Origin of the sequence: Hydrogenophaga sp. 70-12 (assembly GCF_001897365.1) — a bacterium.
Classification (GTDB): domain Bacteria; phylum Pseudomonadota; class Gammaproteobacteria; order Burkholderiales; family Burkholderiaceae_C; genus Hydrogenophaga; species Hydrogenophaga borbori.
On record NZ_MKSS01000382.1, the window covers coordinates 34,639 to 48,568 of the forward strand.

Below are 13,930 nucleotides of genomic sequence, written 5' to 3' on the forward strand. Positions count from 1 at the left end.
GTGGTCGATCAAGGGCGGTCTCAGCGGATGCGCTCCAAGGCGTCGGCGAAACGTTTCAGGGTGGCGGGAGGCACCTCGCCCAGGGCGGTCACCCAATGGTCGCCGACACGGCGGCTGACGGAGTGGGTGGCCCCCATGGCCACCTGCTGCTCCTCGTTGCCGTGGCGCTGCGGGTCGAAGGGCTCGACGAACAGCGACACGGACGCCAACCCATCGGAGAACACCCACTGCATGGGGGCCTGGCCCGCCGGCAGGGGGCCGCCGGGCACTTCGCGCGTGTGGCAGCTCATGGCGGTGAAGCCCGGGATGGACTCCTTCAACTGCCAGCCCTCGGCCTGCGGCGTGGTCTTGCGCAGCGCGGGCTTGATCACCTCGTAGCCGCGCGTGTCCTTCATGAGGCGCGCGAGTTTGTCCATGCTCACGGGGGCGTCGAGCTGCAGTTCGGAGAACGCCACCTGCTCCAGCACCTGGCCCTGGGCGCCCAGCGTCTGCAGCTTCACGATCAGGCCACTCTTTTTCTCGGACCAGATCCGGTAGCCGAAGCGCCACTCATCGCGAGGCACGATCTCCACCATGTCGGCCATGTGGCCCGCCACGCGCTGGTAGCCCACTTCGCGGGCACCGTAGAACTGCGCGATGGCGCTGGCCGGCGTGCGCAGCATGTCGGGAAAGACGCCGAGCGATTCGCGCTTCTCGACCATGGCGGTGCGCGTTTCCGGCTCGAAGGTGATGACCTCGCTGTTGCGGCGGATGGTGGTGCGCGGCGCGCCGGTGAGCGTCTCCACACGCTCCATCTGCTGCGTGCCGTCGCACACATGCCAGATCTTGGAGGCCGACATCGCGCTGCCGGAGCTGACGACCAGCGTGCCGGTGTACGAGCGCTGGAGCGAGGCCTGGTGCATGCGCGAGAGCCATTCGGTGACGCTGCGTGCGGAACCCGCGCCCGGCGACACGCTGGTCCCCTGGGCCAGCACCGGCGCGCTCCAGCCACCGGCACAGGCCCAGACGATCAGGGCGGCCCCGAAGCGGCGCAGCCGCGGCGCGCCAAGCCGACGGGCGCAGGGCAGAACGGCGGGGGGAAAAACGGCGGTCGTCATGGGCGCGGCCATCAGCGGGCGTCGGCGTCGTAGGTGGCGTTGCGGATGAAGCCGGTCGAGGTCTGGAAGGCCGACATGCCGCCGTGCTGGCGGTGCTCGGACAGCAGGCGCTCCAGCGCCGGGTCGCGGATCAGCTGGCCCTGCGAGGTGGACACCACCACCGGCCGCGTGGACGGGACCCCGGCCGACGCGGCCGGCGGCGGCGCCGAAGCCAGGGTGGCGGGCGGCAGCGCCACCCGCTCCTGGGCCAGCACCGGCGCCTGCGGGCCACTGGGCGCGGAGGCCAGCACGGTCCAGCCGACGGCGGCGACCGCCACCACGCTGGCCAGGCCCGACACCATCTTCCAGCGGAACAAGGCGTCGTTCGCCGCCGCGCCACGCACCGCGCGCACGGGCCGAGACCCGGCGTCCGCGGCGGGCTGGTGCTCGGCGTCGAGCCGCTGGTTCAGCTCGGCCAGGAAATCCATGGGGGATCGGGCCGGCAGGGCCGCGCCATCGCCTCGCAGCACCTCGCCGATGAGCTGGTAGCCGCGCCACTGCGCCAGGGCCTCGTCGCCCAGGCGACAGCGCGCGAACAGGGCGTCGCTTTCGCGCTCGTCCAGGTAGCCATCGCACAGGGCCGACACCTGGTCGGCGCCCGGGTGGGCCGAATCGAAGGAAGTGGGCTGGTTCATGGCGGCGACCTCAGCGTGGCAGGCCTCTTACCAGCGCTTGCCCGACTGCCGGTCGAGCAAGGGCTTGATGCGGGCCGAAATGGCTTCGCGCGCCCGGAAGATGCGGGAACGCACGGTGCCAATGGGGCATTCGAGTGCTTGGGCGATCTCTTCGTAACTCAGGCCCTCGATTTCGCGCAGGGTGATGGCCATGCGCAGTTCCTCGGGCAAGGCTTCCATCGCGGCGTTGACCGCGTTGGCGATTTCCTTGCTGGCCAGCACCGCCTCGGGCGTCTCGGTGTCGGCTACGTTGGCGTTTAGTTCGCGCTCCGGAGCGGAAGTTTCATCGTCCTCCCCCCCCTTGAGCTGCGATTGGAAGACCAGCGGATCGCGTTTCAGTTCCATCAGCTGCTTCTTCGCCGTATTGACGGCGATGCGGTACAGCCAGGTGTAGAACTGGGCATCGCCCCGGAACTGGGCCAGCGCGCGGTAGGCGCGAATGAAGGTTTCCTGGGCGATGTCCTGGACCAGGTCGCTGTCGCGCACCATGCGTCCGATGAGGCGCTCGACGCGCCGTTGGTACTTCAGGACCAGCAGATCGTAGGCGCGGCGCTCGCCGGCCAGGGTGCGTTGCACCAGCATGACGTCGCTGTCGGGCGGCGGCGGAGCGGTGTGGTCTTCCGTTGTCATGCGCGCGGGACTATACCCCATGCCCCCACCGCCTCCAGGGGCGCGGACGGGGCGTCAAACCGGCCGATCGGACACCAGGGCGCGGCGCAGCGCCAGCCAGTCGGCGGGTGCCCGGTCGCGCTCCACCCACACCCAGACCGGCGCGCCGGCAGAGCCCCTCAGTTGCAAGAGGACGCGGCTTTGCAGGTCCAGCGCCACCCGCACGGCATCGAGCGCGAGGCCGTCGCTGCAGCCGTCCGGCGACCAGCGCCAGGCCGCCCCCTGCCCCGGCGCACCGCTGAAACGCAGCACGCCCACGACCAGGCGGCGCTCGACGCGCGCGGCCCAGCCCATCCAGGCCAGGCCCGCCACGGCCAGCGCCAGCCAGGTACTCAGCGCCAGGGACGCCGCCATCCAGGCCGCCAAGAGGGCCACGGCCAGCGCCAGGACCGCCAGCGACAGCCCCCAGAAACGGCAACGCCCCACCGGATAGGCAACCGATGGGGCGCCGGGCCGGGTGGTCAAACGATCAGACCCGCTTGAACACCAGGGTACCGTTGGTGCCGCCGAAGCCGAAGTTGTTCTTCAGCGCCACGTTCACCTGGCGGTCGCGCGCCGTGTTGGCGCAGTAGTCGAGATCGCACTCGGGATCCTGGTTGACGATGTTGATCGTCGGCGGGATCTGCTGCTGATGGATGGCCATCACCGTGAAGACGCTCTCGATGCCACCGGCGCCACCGAGCAGGTGACCGGTCATGGACTTGGTGGAGCTCACGACCATGCGCTTGGCGTGGTCGCCCAGCGCGGCCTTGATGGCGTTCGACTCGTTGATGTCGCCCAGCGGCGTGGAAGTGCCGTGCGCGTTGAGGTAGTCGACCTCGTCGGCGTTCACGCCGGCGTTGCGCAGGGCGTTCAGCATGGCGCGGCGCGGGCCGTCCATGTTGGGTGCGGTCATGTGGCCGGCGTCGGCGCTCATGCCGTAGCCCGCCACCTCGGCGTAGATCTTCGCGCCGCGCGCCTTGGCGTGTTCGTACTCTTCGAGCACCATGACGCCAGCGCCCTCGCCGAGCACGAAGCCGTCGCGGTCCTTGTCCCAAGGTCGCGAGGCGGCGGTGGGGTCGTCGTTGCGGGTCGACAGGGCGCGCATCGCGGCAAAGCCGCCCACGCCCAGTGGCGACACCGTGGCCTCCGAGCCGCCCGCCACCATCACGTCGGCGTCGCCGTACTCGATCTTGCGGGCCGCCTCGCCGATGCTGTGCAGGCCCGTGGTGCAGGCCGTCACGATGGCGATGTTGGGGCCCTTGAAGCCGAAGCGCATCGACACGTGGCCCGAGATCATGTTGATGATCGAGGCCGGCACGAAGAACGGCGAGATGCGGCGGGGCCCGCGGTTGGTCAGCTCGGTATGGGTTTCTTCGATCAGCGGCAAGCCACCGATGCCCGAGCCGATGATGCAGCCGATCCGCGTGGCGGCCTCCTCACCCAATGCCTCGCCCGTGGGCAGGCCGGAATCGATCACGGCCTGGTGGGCCGCGGCGATGCCGTAATGGATGAAGGTGTCCATCGTGCGCGCCTCCTTGGCGCTCATGTAGGACTCCAGCTCGAACCCCTTGACCTCTCCCGCGATGCGGCACGCGAAGTTCGACGGGTCGAACTTGGTGATCGTGGAGATGCCGGAGCGCCCGGCCAACAGATTGGCCCAGGAGTCGGCCACCGTGTTGCCCACGGGGCTGATGCAACCCAGGCCGGTCACGACGACGCGACGACGGCTCATGGGGCGATCAGGCTTTCTGGTGCTTCAGCGCGTAATCGATGGCGTGCTGCACCGTGGTGATCTTCTCGGCTTCTTCGTCGGGGATCTCGATGCCGAACTCGTCTTCGAGGGCCATCACGAGTTCCACCGTGTCCAGCGAGTCGGCGCCCAAGTCGGCCACGAAGGCTTTTTCGCTGGTGACCTGACCTTCTTCCACGCCGAGTTGTTCGGCAATGATTTTCTTGACGCGTGCTTCGATATCGCTCATAGGTCCCTCAAAGGGTGGGTTGGAATGCAGGGCGGCATTTTAGCCGGGGGGACGGGGCCGGGACCCCGAGGGACATCAGGCCATGAACATGCCGCCGTTGACGTGCAGTTCCTGGCCGGTGATGTAGGCCGCGCGCGGGCTGGCCACGAAGGCCACGGCGTGCGCGATGTCGGCGGGTTTGCCGAGGTGGCCCAGGGGAATCTGCGACAGCAGGGCCTTCTGCTGCTCTTCGGGCAGCGAAGCGGTCATGTCGGTCTCGATGAAGCCCGGCGCGACGCAGTTGACGGTGATGTTGCGGCTGCCCAGCTCGCGCGCCAGCGCGCGCGTCATGCCGGCCAGGCCGGCCTTGGCGGCGGCGTAGTTGGCCTGACCCGGGTTGCCCGAGGCGCCAACGACGCTGGTGATGCTGATGATGCGGCCATAGCGCTGCTTCATCATGGGACGGATGACCGCGCGGCTGAGACGGAACACGGCCTTGAGGTTGGTGTCGAGCACGGCGTCCCAGTCCTCGTCCTTCAGGCGCATGGCCAGCATGTCGCGCGTGATGCCCGCGTTGTTGACCAGGACATGCAGCGCACCGTGCGCCTTGACGATCTCGTCGATGAGGGCTTCGGCGGCCTTGGCGTCGTTGACGTCGAGCACCGCGCCGCGGCTGCCGGCGCCGGCCCCGCCCACCGCCTTCAGTGCGGCGTCGATCTTGGCCGCGCCATCGCCGCTGGTGGCGGTGCCGATGACGATCAGCCCCTGTTGCGCGAGCTCGTGCGCGATGGCCGCGCCGATGCCGCGCGAGGCGCCAGTGACCAGGGCCACCTGGCCCGCGAATTTCACATCCGTCATATCGACCTCTTTGGAATGGGCGGGTTCAGGCCAGCAGGGCCTTGGCCTCGGCCAGCGTGGCCGGGTCGTACAGGGCGGCGCCCTGGATGCTGGCGTCGATGCGTTTGGTCATGCCGGCCAGCACCTTGCCAGGGCCGCATTCGATCAGGGTACCGATGCCGCGCGCCTGCATGGCCTGCACGCACTCGACCCAGCGCACCGGCCCGAAGGCCTGGCGGTACAGCGCGTCGCGGATGCGGTCGGCATCGGACTCGACCGCCACGTCGATGTTGTTGATGAGCGGAAAACGCGGCACCGCCAGCGCCACGCTGGCCAGCTTCTCGCGCAGGCGCTCGGCGGCCGGCTTCATGAGGCTGGAGTGGAACGGCGCCGACACCGGCAGCGGCAGCGCGCGCTTGGCGCCGTTGGCCTTGAGCACCTCGCAGGCCTTGTCGACGGCGGCTTTGCTGCCCGCGATCACGGTTTGTGCCGGGTCGTTGAAGTTCACGGCCTCCACCACCTCGGCGCTGCCCGCGCCGAACGTGGCCTGCGCCTCGGCGCAGCCGGCCTTCACGCGCTCGGCGTCCATGCCCAGGATCGCGGCCATCGCCCCGACGCCGACGGGCACCGCCTCCTGCATGGCCGCGGCGCGAAAGCGCACCAGCGGCGCGGCGTCCGCCAGCGTGAGCACCTCGGCGGCGACCAGCGCGCTGTACTCGCCCAGCGAATGGCCGGCCACGGCGGCGGGCAGCTCGCCGCCCTCGGCGCGCCAGGCGCGCCAGGCAGCGACGCCAGCCACCAGCATCACAGGCTGGGTGTTGGTCGTCAGGCCCAAAGCCTCCTTGGGGCCTTCCTTGATGAGCCGGCCGACGTCCTCGCCCAGGGCATCCGACGCTTCGCGCAGGGTGTCGACGACGGCGGGGTGGTCACCCCAGGCGTCGAGCATGCCCACGGACTGGGAACCCTGGCCGGGAAAGACAAAGGCAAACGGTTTCATTCTGTTCAGCTGTCTGCGACGGCGCGCGGCGGCGGCGCCGTCCGTTCGTTCAAAAATCGAGCAGCACCGCACCCCAGGTGAAGCCACCGCCCACCCCTTCGAGCAGCACGGTGTCGCCCGGGCGCACGCGGCCGCCACGCACTGCGTGATCGAGGGCGAGCGGAATGGAGGCCGCCGAGGTGTTGCCGTGTTCGTCCACGGTGGCGACGAGCTTTTCCAGCGGCAGGTGCAGCTTCTTCGCCGTGCCCTGCATGATGCGGATGTTGGCCTGGTGCGGAATCAGCCAGTCGATGTCGGTGTCCACGCGGCCGGCCTTGTGCAGCACGGTGCGCGCGGCGCGCTCCAGCACCGTGACCGCGAGCCGGAAGACCGCCTGGCCATCCATTTTGAGCAGCGGCTGGCCCGTGACCTGGCCGCCCGACACGTGCCCCGGCACGCACAGGATGCCCACGTGCTTGCCGTCGGCGTGCAGGTCACTCGCCAGGATGCCGGGCGTGTCGGAGGCCTCGAGCACCACGGCGCCCGCGCCGTCGCCGAACAGCACGCAGGTGGTGCGGTCGTTGAAGTCGAGCAGGCGCGAGAACACTTCGGTGCCAATGACCAGGGCCTTGCGCGCCGTGCCGGCGCGGATCATCGCGTCGGCCACGGTGAGGGCATAGACGAAGCCGCTGCACACGGCCTGCAGGTCGAAAGCCGGGCAACCCGCGATGCCCAGCTTGTGCTGGACGATGGCGGCGGTGGACGGAAACACCATGTCCGGCGTGGACGTGGCGACGATGATGAGGTCGATGTCCTTGGCCGTGCGGCCGGCCGCTTCCAGCGCGGCCTGCGCCGCCAGCACACCCATGTCGCTGGCGAACACGCCGTCGTCGGCGAAGTGCCGCGCGCGGATGCCGGTGCGCTCGATGATCCACTGGTCGCTGGTCTCAATGCCCTTGGGCGCCAGCATGGCCACCATGTCGTCGTTGGTCAGGCGGCGCGGCGGCAGATGGCTGCCCGTGCCGGTGATGCGGGAATAAGCGCTCATGCGGAGGAATCAGATGGTCGGAATGCCGCCACGCTCGCTGATGGTCGTCTCGGGCGACAGCAGCGGCTGCGCACGCGCAATGCGTTGTCTCACGTTGTCCAGCAAGCCGCGGGAGGCGGCATCATACGCGCGGGCCAGCGCTTGCTCGAAGGCGAAGGCGTCGGCCGAGCCGTGGCTCTTGAACACCAGGCCCTGCAGGCCCAGCAGGGCCGCGCCGTTGTAGACGCGGTGGTCGGCGCGCTGGCGGATGGCGTTGAGCACCGGCATGGCCACCACGGCCGCCAGCTTGCGCCACAGGCCGCGCGTGAACTCCTCGCGGATGAAGCCTCCGATCATCGAGGCCACGCCCTCGCTCGCCTTGAGCGCCACGTTGCCCACGAAGCCGTCGCACACCACGATGTCGGTGGTGCCCTTGAAGATGTCGTTGCCCTCCACGTTGCCGTGGAAGTTCAGGTCGCCCGCCGTGGCGGCGTGGCGCAGCAACTGGCCCGCCTGCTTGATCACGTCGCTGCCCTTGATGACCTCCTCGCCGACGTTGAGCAGGCCCACCGAAGGGTCGTCGCGCCCGGTGACGGCGGCCACCAGGGCCGAGCCCATCACCGCGAACTGCAGCAGGTGCTCGGCGGAGCAGTCGACATTGGCGCCGAGGTCGAGCACGGTGGTGGCGCCGCCGCGCGCATTGGGCATCTGGGTGGCGATGGCGGGGCGCTCGATGCCGTCCAGCGTCTTGAGCAGGTAGCGCGAGATCGCCATCAGCGCACCGGTGTTGCCGGCCGAGACCGCGGCCTGCGCATGGCCGTCCTTGACCTGCTGGACCGCCACGCGCATGGACGAATCCTTTTTGCGGCGCAGCGCGACCTCGATCGGGTCGCTCATGTCCACGACCTCGCTGGCCGGCACCACGGTGCAGCGCTCATGCGCCGTGAGACGGGACCAGTCGCGCAGGTCCTCGGCGCGCCCCACCAGCAGCAGGCGCGCCTGGGGGTGGCTGGCCAGAAAGGCCTCGGCCGCGGGCATGGTCACGGCCGGCCCGACGTCTCCCCCCATGCAATCCACGGCGATGGTGATCATCTCGACATCCTGCGGGACGCTCGCGGCGACCTCGTCGTTCTAATGAAAAAGGCCCGCATGCGGCATGCGGGCCCGTGTCTCCGTGGCCAGCGGACGCGCGCGCGCACGCCCGGCGGGCAGCCCGTGGATCAGGCTTCGGATTTGTTCTTGAGCACCTGGCGGCCGCGGTAGAAGCCGTTGGGGCTGATGTGGTGGCGCAGATGCACTTCGCCCGTGGTGGGCTCGACGGCGGTGCCCGGGGTGGTCAGTGCGTTGTGCGAACGGTGCATGCCCCGCTTGGAGGGCGATTTCTTGTTTTGCTGGACAGCCATGTTGGGCTCCTGGAAGGCGTTGGTGAGGACTCGAGGGCGTCATCGGCTGGGACACGGGGTGGAAACCGCACGCTGCCCGGCCTTTCAGGCCCGCCCTGGCGCAAAGCCAAGCATTATAGCCCGAGTTATCCGGATGCGGATGGCCTCCCCTCACGGCCGGCCCTTGAGCTTGGCCAGCGCCGCGAAGGGGTGCGGGCGCTCACTGCCCGGCGCCTTTTCGCCACCGGCGGGCCCGTCGGCCGCCGACAGGGGCTGCGGGCAGCGCTCGTGCAGGGGCACCAGCGGCAGGGACAGGATCAGTTCGTCCTCGACCAGCTCGACCAGGCTGGGCCGTGGCTCCAAGGCGAGCAGGTCCTCTTCGCTGTCGTCGTCCAGCGCCTCGGCCGTGGCCTCGTCGGCCACGAAACGGAACCAGCGGTCCACCTCCACCGGGGTCTGCACCGGCGCCAGGCAGCGCTGGCAGGTCAGGGGCACGAGGGCGCGTGCCTCCAGATGCAGCCAGGCCTGCGGGGCACCGCCGGTCGGCCCGTCGCGCATCTCACCCCGGGCCTGCCAGCGCACGCGCTCGCTCGGGTCGACGGGCGGGTGCAGGTCACCGGCGAGGCGCGCGAAACCGGTGAGCGGCGGATCGCCTTCGAGCCGGGCGCCGGCCTGGGCGAAGCGCAGCGCGTCCAGGCGCTGCGGATTGAAAACGGAAGCGGGGGGCTTGCTGGCCATCGGGCGATTCTAGGCAGGCCCCGACAATACGCCCATGAGCAACACCCCCTCCCCCGCCCGGGCCGTGGTCCTGGGATCGACGTCCCGCTACCGACGCGAGCTGCTGCAGCGCCTGGGCCTGCCGTTCGAGGTGGCCGCGCCCGAGGTCGATGAAACGCCGCGGCCCGGCGAGGCCCCCGCCGCCCTCGCCCAACGCCTGGCCCTGGCCAAGGCACGCGCCGTGGCCGAACGCTTTCCCGAGGCCGTGGTCATCGGCAGCGACCAGGTGGCCGATCTGACCGGCGAGCCGCTGGGCAAACCCGGCACCCACGAACGCGCCGTGCTGCAGCTGCGCCGCATGCGCGGGCAGACCGTGGTCTTCCAGACCGCCCTGGCCGTGGTCTGCCGCGCCAGCGGCTTCGAGCGCCAGGACATCGCTCCCGTGCGCGTGGCGTTCCGCGAGCTGGACGACGGCGAGATCGAGCGCTACCTGCTCGCCGAACAGCCCTACGACTGCGCCGGCAGCGCCAAGAGCGAAGGCCTGGGCATCGCCCTGCTCGAGCGCATCGACAGCGACGACCCCACCGCCCTGGTGGGGCTGCCGCTGATTCGCACCTGCCAGATGCTGCGCGCCGCCGGCGTGCGCCTGCCATGACGCCGGGCGCGCTCTACCTGGTGCCCACGCCGCTGGACTTCGGCGTGTCCGAGGCCGTGGACCCGCTGGGGGCGCTGCTGCCGGGAGAGACCCTGGCCGTGGCCGGCCGGCTCACCCACTGGATCGCCGAGAACGCCAAGAGCGCGCGCGCCTTCCTCAAGCGCGTGGACGCCGCCGTGGGCCTGGCCGCGCCGCTGCAGGAGCAGCAGATCCTGGAGTTGCCCCGGCAAACGCACAAGCGCGGCGACCACACGCAGGACGACCGGGCGGCGCGCGACTGGCTCGCGCCCGCGCTGCAGGGCCATGGCATCGGCCTGCTCAGCGAGGCCGGCATGCCCGCCATCGCCGACCCCGGCAGCGGCGTGGTGCGCGCGGCGCACGCCCTGGGCCTGCGGGTGTGCCCACTGGTGGGGCCGGTGTCGCTGATGCTCGCGCTCGCGGGCAGCGGGCTCAATGGCCAGCACTTCGCCTTCGTGGGCTACGTGGCGCAGGACCCGCCCACGCGCACCAAGCGCCTGCGCGAACTCGACGCCCTGGCCACGCGCAGCGGCCAGGCGCAGATCCTGATCGAGACGCCCTACCGCAACGCGGCCTTGCTGCGCGCGCTGATCGACACCCTGCAACCGGGCACGCGCCTGGCCGTGGCCTGCGGGCTGGCGCTGCCCACACAAGCCATCCACAGCGCGCGCGTGGCGGATTGGCGGCGCGAGCCCGCGCTGGCGGCCGACCTGCCACTGGATCTGCCCGCCGTGTTTCTCTTCGGCCCCTGAACGGGCGACGGGCCTCAGCCCATCACGCGCTGCAGGTGCGCGCGCACCGAGCCACTCAGCTCGGGATTGGCCAGGGCGAGGTCGATGGTGGCTTCCAGGAAGCCTTCCTTGCTGCCGCAGTCGTAGCGCCGGCCTTCGTAGCGGTAGGCCTGCACGCGCTCCTTGCCGATCAGCGCGGCGATGCCGTCGGTGAGCTGGATCTCGCCCCCCGCGCCGCGCGGCTGCTGGCGGATGCTCTCAAACACCGCCGGCGTGAGGATGTAGCGCCCGGCCACCGCCAGGGTGGACGGTGCCTTCTCGGGCGCGGGCTTTTCCACCATGGCGAAGACCTCGGCCAGCGCGGCGTTCGCGCCGTGCACGTCGACCACGCCATAGCGCTTGGTCTCGGCGCGCGGCACGTCCTGCACGGCCAGCACGGCGCCCGGGCTGCGCTCGTAGGCCTTGACCATCTGCGCCAGCACGGTGGCACCGCCGCTGAGCTGGTCCTTGCCCAGCATCAGGTCGTCGGCCAGCAGCACGGCGAAGGGCTCGTCGCCCACCAGGCGCTCGGCGCACAACACCGCATGGCCCAGGCCCAGCGCGCGCGGCTGGCGCACGTAGAAGCAGTCCATGTCGTCGGGCTTGATGGACGTCACCAGGTTGAGCAGCGCGCCCTTGCCCGCCGCCTCCAGCTCGGTCTCCAGTTCGTAGGCGACGTCGAAATGGTCCTCGATGGCCCGCTTGTTGCGGCCGGTGACGAAGATCATTTCGCGGATGCCGGCCGCGTAGGCCTCTTCCACGGCGTACTGCATCAGCGGCTTGTCCACCACGGGCAGCATCTCCTTGGGAATGGCCTTGGTGGCGGGCAGGAACCGGGTGCCCAGGCCACCCACGGGAAATACGGCTTTACGAATCGTCGTCATGTCGTGCACTGCTCCCGAGCGATTTGACAAACAAGCTGACCATAATACCCACGGCCCGTGCCCGCGACCCGGCACGCCACCGCACCGCAGCATCACGCGCGGTCTTCCCGGATACACACGAATGCAGATCACTCCCGTCATCCTGTGTGGCGGCTCGGGCACCCGCCTGTGGCCCCTGTCGCGCCAGAGTTTTCCCAAGCAGTTCGTCCCGCTGGTGGGCAACAAATCTTTACTTCGCCTTACCTTGGACCGTGTGGCCTGGAGCGCACAGCCGCCCCTGTGCGTAGCCGCCGACGAGCACCGCTTCCTGGTGGCCGACGCCATCGAGTCGGGCGGCCAGGGCGGCACGCTGCTGCTGGAGCCCGCCGCGCGCAACACCGCGGCCGCCATGGCTCTGGCCACGCTGCAGGCCCTGCGCGATGGCGACGGCAGCGGGCTGCTGCTGTTCTGCCCGGCGGACCACCACATCCCCGACGCCGTGGCCTTCGCCGACACCGTGCGGCAAGGCGCGGCCGCGGCGCAGGCTGGCGCCATCGTCACCTTCGGCGTGATGCCCACCTTCCCCAGCACGGCCTACGGCTACATCGCCCAGGGTGAGCCGCGCCCCGACGGCAGCCGCCGCGTGGCCCGCTTCATCGAAAAGCCCGCTGCCGAGGCCGCGCAGGCGCTTCTGCTGCAAGGCGGCGTGCTGTGGAACGCGGGCATCTTCCTGGCCAGCGCGGCCACCCTGCGGGCCGCGCTGCAGCGCCACGCGAACGACATCTGGGTCGCCTGCGAGCAGGCCATGGCCGCGCCCAAGGAAGAGTCCGTGGGCCGCTGCCGCTTCGTGCGCCCGGTGGCCGAGCCTTTCCTGGCGTGCCGCTCGCAGAGCATCGACTACGCCGTGATGGAGCCGCACGACGACGTGGCCGTGGTGCCCTTCCAGGGCCAGTGGAGCGACGTGGGCAGCTGGAACGCCGTGGCCGACCTCGCGCCCGCCGACGGCAACGGCAACCGCGTGCAGGGCCAGGGCCATGCCCTGCGCGCGGCCAACACCTTCATCCACGCGCCGCACCGGCCCGTGGTGGCGCTGGGTACGCACGACCTGCTCATCGTCGACACACCCGACGCCCTGCTCGTGGCCCAGCGCGACCACGCCGAACAGGTGAAGGACGTGGTGGCCCATCTGGCCAAGAGCGACGTGCCGCAGGCCGCCGCGCACCGCCGCGTGGCGCGACCCTGGGGCTGGTACGACAGCATCGATACGGGGGCACGCTTCCAGGTCAAGCGCATCGGCGTCAAACCCGGCGCCTCGCTGAGCCTGCAGAAGCACCACCACCGCGCCGAGCACTGGATCGTGGTCAAGGGCACGGCCGAGGTCACGCGCGGCCAGGAGGTGTTCCTGTTGTCGGAGAACCAGTCCACCTACATCCCCATCGGCGAGGTGCACCGCCTGCACAACCCCGGCAAGATGGAACTGGAGATGATCGAGGTGCAATCCGGCGCCTACCTCGGCGAGGACGACATCGTGCGCCTCGAGGACGTCTACGGCCGCGAGCCCAAACCCCAATAGGCACCCGCATGAAGATCCTGCTCACCGGCGGCGCCGGCTACATCGGCAGCCACACCGCCGTGGCCCTGGTCGAGGCTGGCTACGCGCCCATCGTGCTCGACAACTTCGCCAACAGCCACCCGGTGGTGATGGAGCGCCTGCAACGCATCACCGGCCAAGCCCTGCCACTGGAGCGCGGCGACGTGCTGGACACGCCCTGGCTCACCGAGGTGCTGCGCCGCCACCGCCCGGCGGGCGTCGTGCACTTCGCGGGCGACAAGGCTGTGGGCGAGAGCGTGGCCGATCCGCTCAAGTACTACCGCAACAACCTGGGCGGCGCCACCAGCCTGCTGCAGGCCATGTCGGCGCTGGCCGCCGAAGACCCCTCGCAGCCACCCACACTGGTGTTCTCCAGCAGCGCCACGGTCTATGGCGACCCGGTGCGCGTGCCCATCACCGAAGACTTCGCGCGCAGCCACACCAACCCCTACGGCCACACCAAGCTGGTCATCGAGGACATGCTTCAGGCGCTGCAGACCGCGCAGCCGCACTGGCGCATCGGCACGCTGCGCTACTTCAACCCGGTGGGCGCGCACGAAAGCGGCCTGATCGGCGAGGACCCGGCCGGCATCCCCAACAACCTGATGCCCTTCGTGGCCCAGGTGGCCGTGGGCGCGCGCGAGCACCTCAACGTCTTCGGCGGCGACTACCCCA

General features: G+C 70.3%; 17 protein-coding genes. 4 read left to right on the forward strand and 13 right to left on the reverse strand.

What is annotated here, in order from left to right; genetic code table 11:
• Positions 1-20: 20 nt before the first annotated feature.
• From BGO22_RS19570 to BGO22_RS19625, 12 genes are all read right to left on the reverse strand, one after another.
• Positions 21-1,097, reverse strand: coding sequence for a MucB/RseB C-terminal domain-containing protein (locus tag BGO22_RS19570; protein WP_239478162.1), 1,077 nt, complete (start codon positions 1,095-1,097; stop codon positions 21-23).
• Positions 1,098-1,108: 11 nt separating this feature from the next.
• Entirely contained in the window at positions 1,109-1,771 is a 663-nt protein-coding gene (locus tag BGO22_RS19575; RefSeq protein ID WP_070397523.1) for a sigma-E factor negative regulatory protein, read from the reverse strand.
• Between the two features lie 27 nt (positions 1,772-1,798).
• Complete coding sequence (gene rpoE / locus BGO22_RS19580; RefSeq protein ID WP_070397522.1) at positions 1,799-2,440, reverse strand: RNA polymerase sigma factor RpoE; 642 nt, start codon at positions 2,438-2,440, stop codon at positions 1,799-1,801.
• 54 nt (positions 2,441-2,494) lie between these two features.
• Positions 2,495-2,854 carry a hypothetical protein gene (locus BGO22_RS19585; RefSeq protein WP_139146924.1) on the reverse strand — a complete coding sequence of 120 codons (360 nt, stop codon included), beginning with the start codon at positions 2,852-2,854 and terminating at the stop codon, positions 2,495-2,497.
• Between the two features lie 94 nt (positions 2,855-2,948).
• Positions 2,949-4,193, reverse strand: a complete 1,245-nt coding sequence (gene fabF, locus BGO22_RS19590) for a beta-ketoacyl-ACP synthase II (protein ID WP_070397520.1) — start codon at positions 4,191-4,193, stop codon at positions 2,949-2,951.
• Positions 4,194-4,200: 7 nt separating this feature from the next.
• A complete protein-coding gene (acpP, locus tag BGO22_RS19595) occupies positions 4,201-4,440 on the reverse strand; it encodes an acyl carrier protein (RefSeq protein ID WP_070397519.1) in 240 nt (79 codons plus the stop codon).
• Positions 4,441-4,515: 75 nt separating this feature from the next.
• A complete protein-coding gene (fabG, locus tag BGO22_RS19600) occupies positions 4,516-5,277 on the reverse strand; it encodes a 3-oxoacyl-ACP reductase FabG (protein ID WP_070397518.1) in 762 nt (253 codons plus the stop codon).
• 25 nt (positions 5,278-5,302) lie between these two features.
• Positions 5,303-6,253 (reverse strand): ACP S-malonyltransferase, encoded by a 951-nt coding sequence (gene fabD / locus BGO22_RS19605; protein ID WP_070397517.1) that lies wholly within the window; start codon positions 6,251-6,253, stop codon positions 5,303-5,305.
• A 49-nt stretch (positions 6,254-6,302) separates the two neighbouring features.
• Positions 6,303-7,280, reverse strand: a complete 978-nt coding sequence (locus BGO22_RS19610) for a beta-ketoacyl-ACP synthase III (protein ID WP_070397516.1) — start codon at positions 7,278-7,280, stop codon at positions 6,303-6,305.
• Positions 7,281-7,289: 9 nt separating this feature from the next.
• Positions 7,290-8,351: a phosphate acyltransferase PlsX gene (gene plsX / locus BGO22_RS19615; protein ID WP_070397515.1), complete on the reverse strand. Its 1,062-nt coding sequence runs from the start codon at positions 8,349-8,351 to the stop codon at positions 7,290-7,292.
• 128 nt (positions 8,352-8,479) lie between these two features.
• Positions 8,480-8,662, reverse strand: a complete 183-nt coding sequence (gene rpmF, locus BGO22_RS19620) for a 50S ribosomal protein L32 (protein ID WP_009518787.1) — start codon at positions 8,660-8,662, stop codon at positions 8,480-8,482.
• Between the two features lie 150 nt (positions 8,663-8,812).
• Positions 8,813-9,379 (reverse strand): YceD family protein, encoded by a 567-nt coding sequence (locus BGO22_RS19625; protein WP_070397514.1) that lies wholly within the window; start codon positions 9,377-9,379, stop codon positions 8,813-8,815.
• 34 nt (positions 9,380-9,413) lie between these two features.
• On the opposite strand from BGO22_RS19625, the gene BGO22_RS19630 reads away from it, so the two are divergent.
• Both BGO22_RS19630 and BGO22_RS19635 read left to right on the forward strand, forming a co-directional pair.
• Complete coding sequence (locus BGO22_RS19630) at positions 9,414-10,013, forward strand: Maf family nucleotide pyrophosphatase (RefSeq protein ID WP_070397513.1); 600 nt, start codon at positions 9,414-9,416, stop codon at positions 10,011-10,013.
• The gene (locus BGO22_RS19635; protein ID WP_070397512.1) at positions 10,010-10,783 is read left to right on the forward strand and encodes an SAM-dependent methyltransferase; all 774 of its coding nucleotides are present in this window, start codon (positions 10,010-10,012) and stop codon (positions 10,781-10,783) included. Before BGO22_RS19630 ends, BGO22_RS19635 begins: the two co-directional genes overlap by 4 nt.
• 14 nt (positions 10,784-10,797) lie before the next feature.
• Here BGO22_RS19635 and galU read toward each other — a convergent pair whose 3' ends face one another.
• Positions 10,798-11,685, reverse strand: a complete 888-nt coding sequence (gene galU / locus BGO22_RS19640) for a UTP--glucose-1-phosphate uridylyltransferase GalU (protein WP_070397511.1) — start codon at positions 11,683-11,685, stop codon at positions 10,798-10,800.
• 121 nt (positions 11,686-11,806) lie between these two features.
• Here galU and BGO22_RS19645 point away from each other — a divergent pair, with 121 nt between their 5' ends.
• Together BGO22_RS19645 and BGO22_RS19650 are read left to right on the forward strand one after the other, a co-directional pair.
• Positions 11,807-13,237, forward strand: a complete 1,431-nt coding sequence (locus BGO22_RS19645; RefSeq protein WP_070397510.1) for a mannose-1-phosphate guanylyltransferase/mannose-6-phosphate isomerase — start codon at positions 11,807-11,809, stop codon at positions 13,235-13,237.
• 8 nt (positions 13,238-13,245) lie between these two features.
• Positions 13,246-13,930, forward strand: a 685-nt coding sequence (locus BGO22_RS19650; protein ID WP_286852256.1) for an NAD-dependent epimerase/dehydratase family protein, incomplete at its 3' end; no start/stop codon positions are given.

Excerpts from the sequence above, each read along its gene's own strand:
- BGO22_RS19630 (WP_070397513.1), top strand. The coding sequence starts at position 9,414 with ATGAGCAACACCCCCTCCCCCGCCCGGGCCGTGGTCCTGGGATCGACG.
- rpoE (WP_070397522.1), bottom strand. The coding sequence starts at position 2,440 with ATGACAACGGAAGACCACACCGCTCCGCCGCCGCCCGACAGCGACGTC.
- acpP (WP_070397519.1), bottom strand. The coding sequence starts at position 4,440 with ATGAGCGATATCGAAGCACGCGTCAAGAAAATCATTGCCGAACAACTC.
- BGO22_RS19570 (WP_239478162.1), bottom strand. The coding sequence starts at position 1,097 with ATGACGACCGCCGTTTTTCCCCCCGCCGTTCTGCCCTGCGCCCGTCGG.
- rpmF (WP_009518787.1), bottom strand. The coding sequence starts at position 8,662 with ATGGCTGTCCAGCAAAACAAGAAATCGCCCTCCAAGCGGGGCATGCAC.
- fabG (WP_070397518.1), bottom strand. The coding sequence starts at position 5,277 with ATGACGGATGTGAAATTCGCGGGCCAGGTGGCCCTGGTCACTGGCGCC.
- fabF (WP_070397520.1), bottom strand. The coding sequence starts at position 4,193 with ATGAGCCGTCGTCGCGTCGTCGTGACCGGCCTGGGTTGCATCAGCCCC.
- BGO22_RS19625 (WP_070397514.1), bottom strand. The coding sequence starts at position 9,379 with ATGGCCAGCAAGCCCCCCGCTTCCGTTTTCAATCCGCAGCGCCTGGAC.
- BGO22_RS19575 (WP_070397523.1), bottom strand. The coding sequence starts at position 1,771 with ATGAACCAGCCCACTTCCTTCGATTCGGCCCACCCGGGCGCCGACCAG.
- BGO22_RS19610 (WP_070397516.1), bottom strand. The coding sequence starts at position 7,280 with ATGAGCGCTTATTCCCGCATCACCGGCACGGGCAGCCATCTGCCGCCG.
- fabD (WP_070397517.1), bottom strand. The coding sequence starts at position 6,253 with ATGAAACCGTTTGCCTTTGTCTTTCCCGGCCAGGGTTCCCAGTCCGTG.
- BGO22_RS19645 (WP_070397510.1), top strand. The coding sequence starts at position 11,807 with ATGCAGATCACTCCCGTCATCCTGTGTGGCGGCTCGGGCACCCGCCTG.
- plsX (WP_070397515.1), bottom strand. The coding sequence starts at position 8,351 with ATGATCACCATCGCCGTGGATTGCATGGGGGGAGACGTCGGGCCGGCC.
- BGO22_RS19635 (WP_070397512.1), top strand. The coding sequence starts at position 10,010 with ATGACGCCGGGCGCGCTCTACCTGGTGCCCACGCCGCTGGACTTCGGC.
- galU (WP_070397511.1), bottom strand. The coding sequence starts at position 11,685 with ATGACGACGATTCGTAAAGCCGTATTTCCCGTGGGTGGCCTGGGCACC.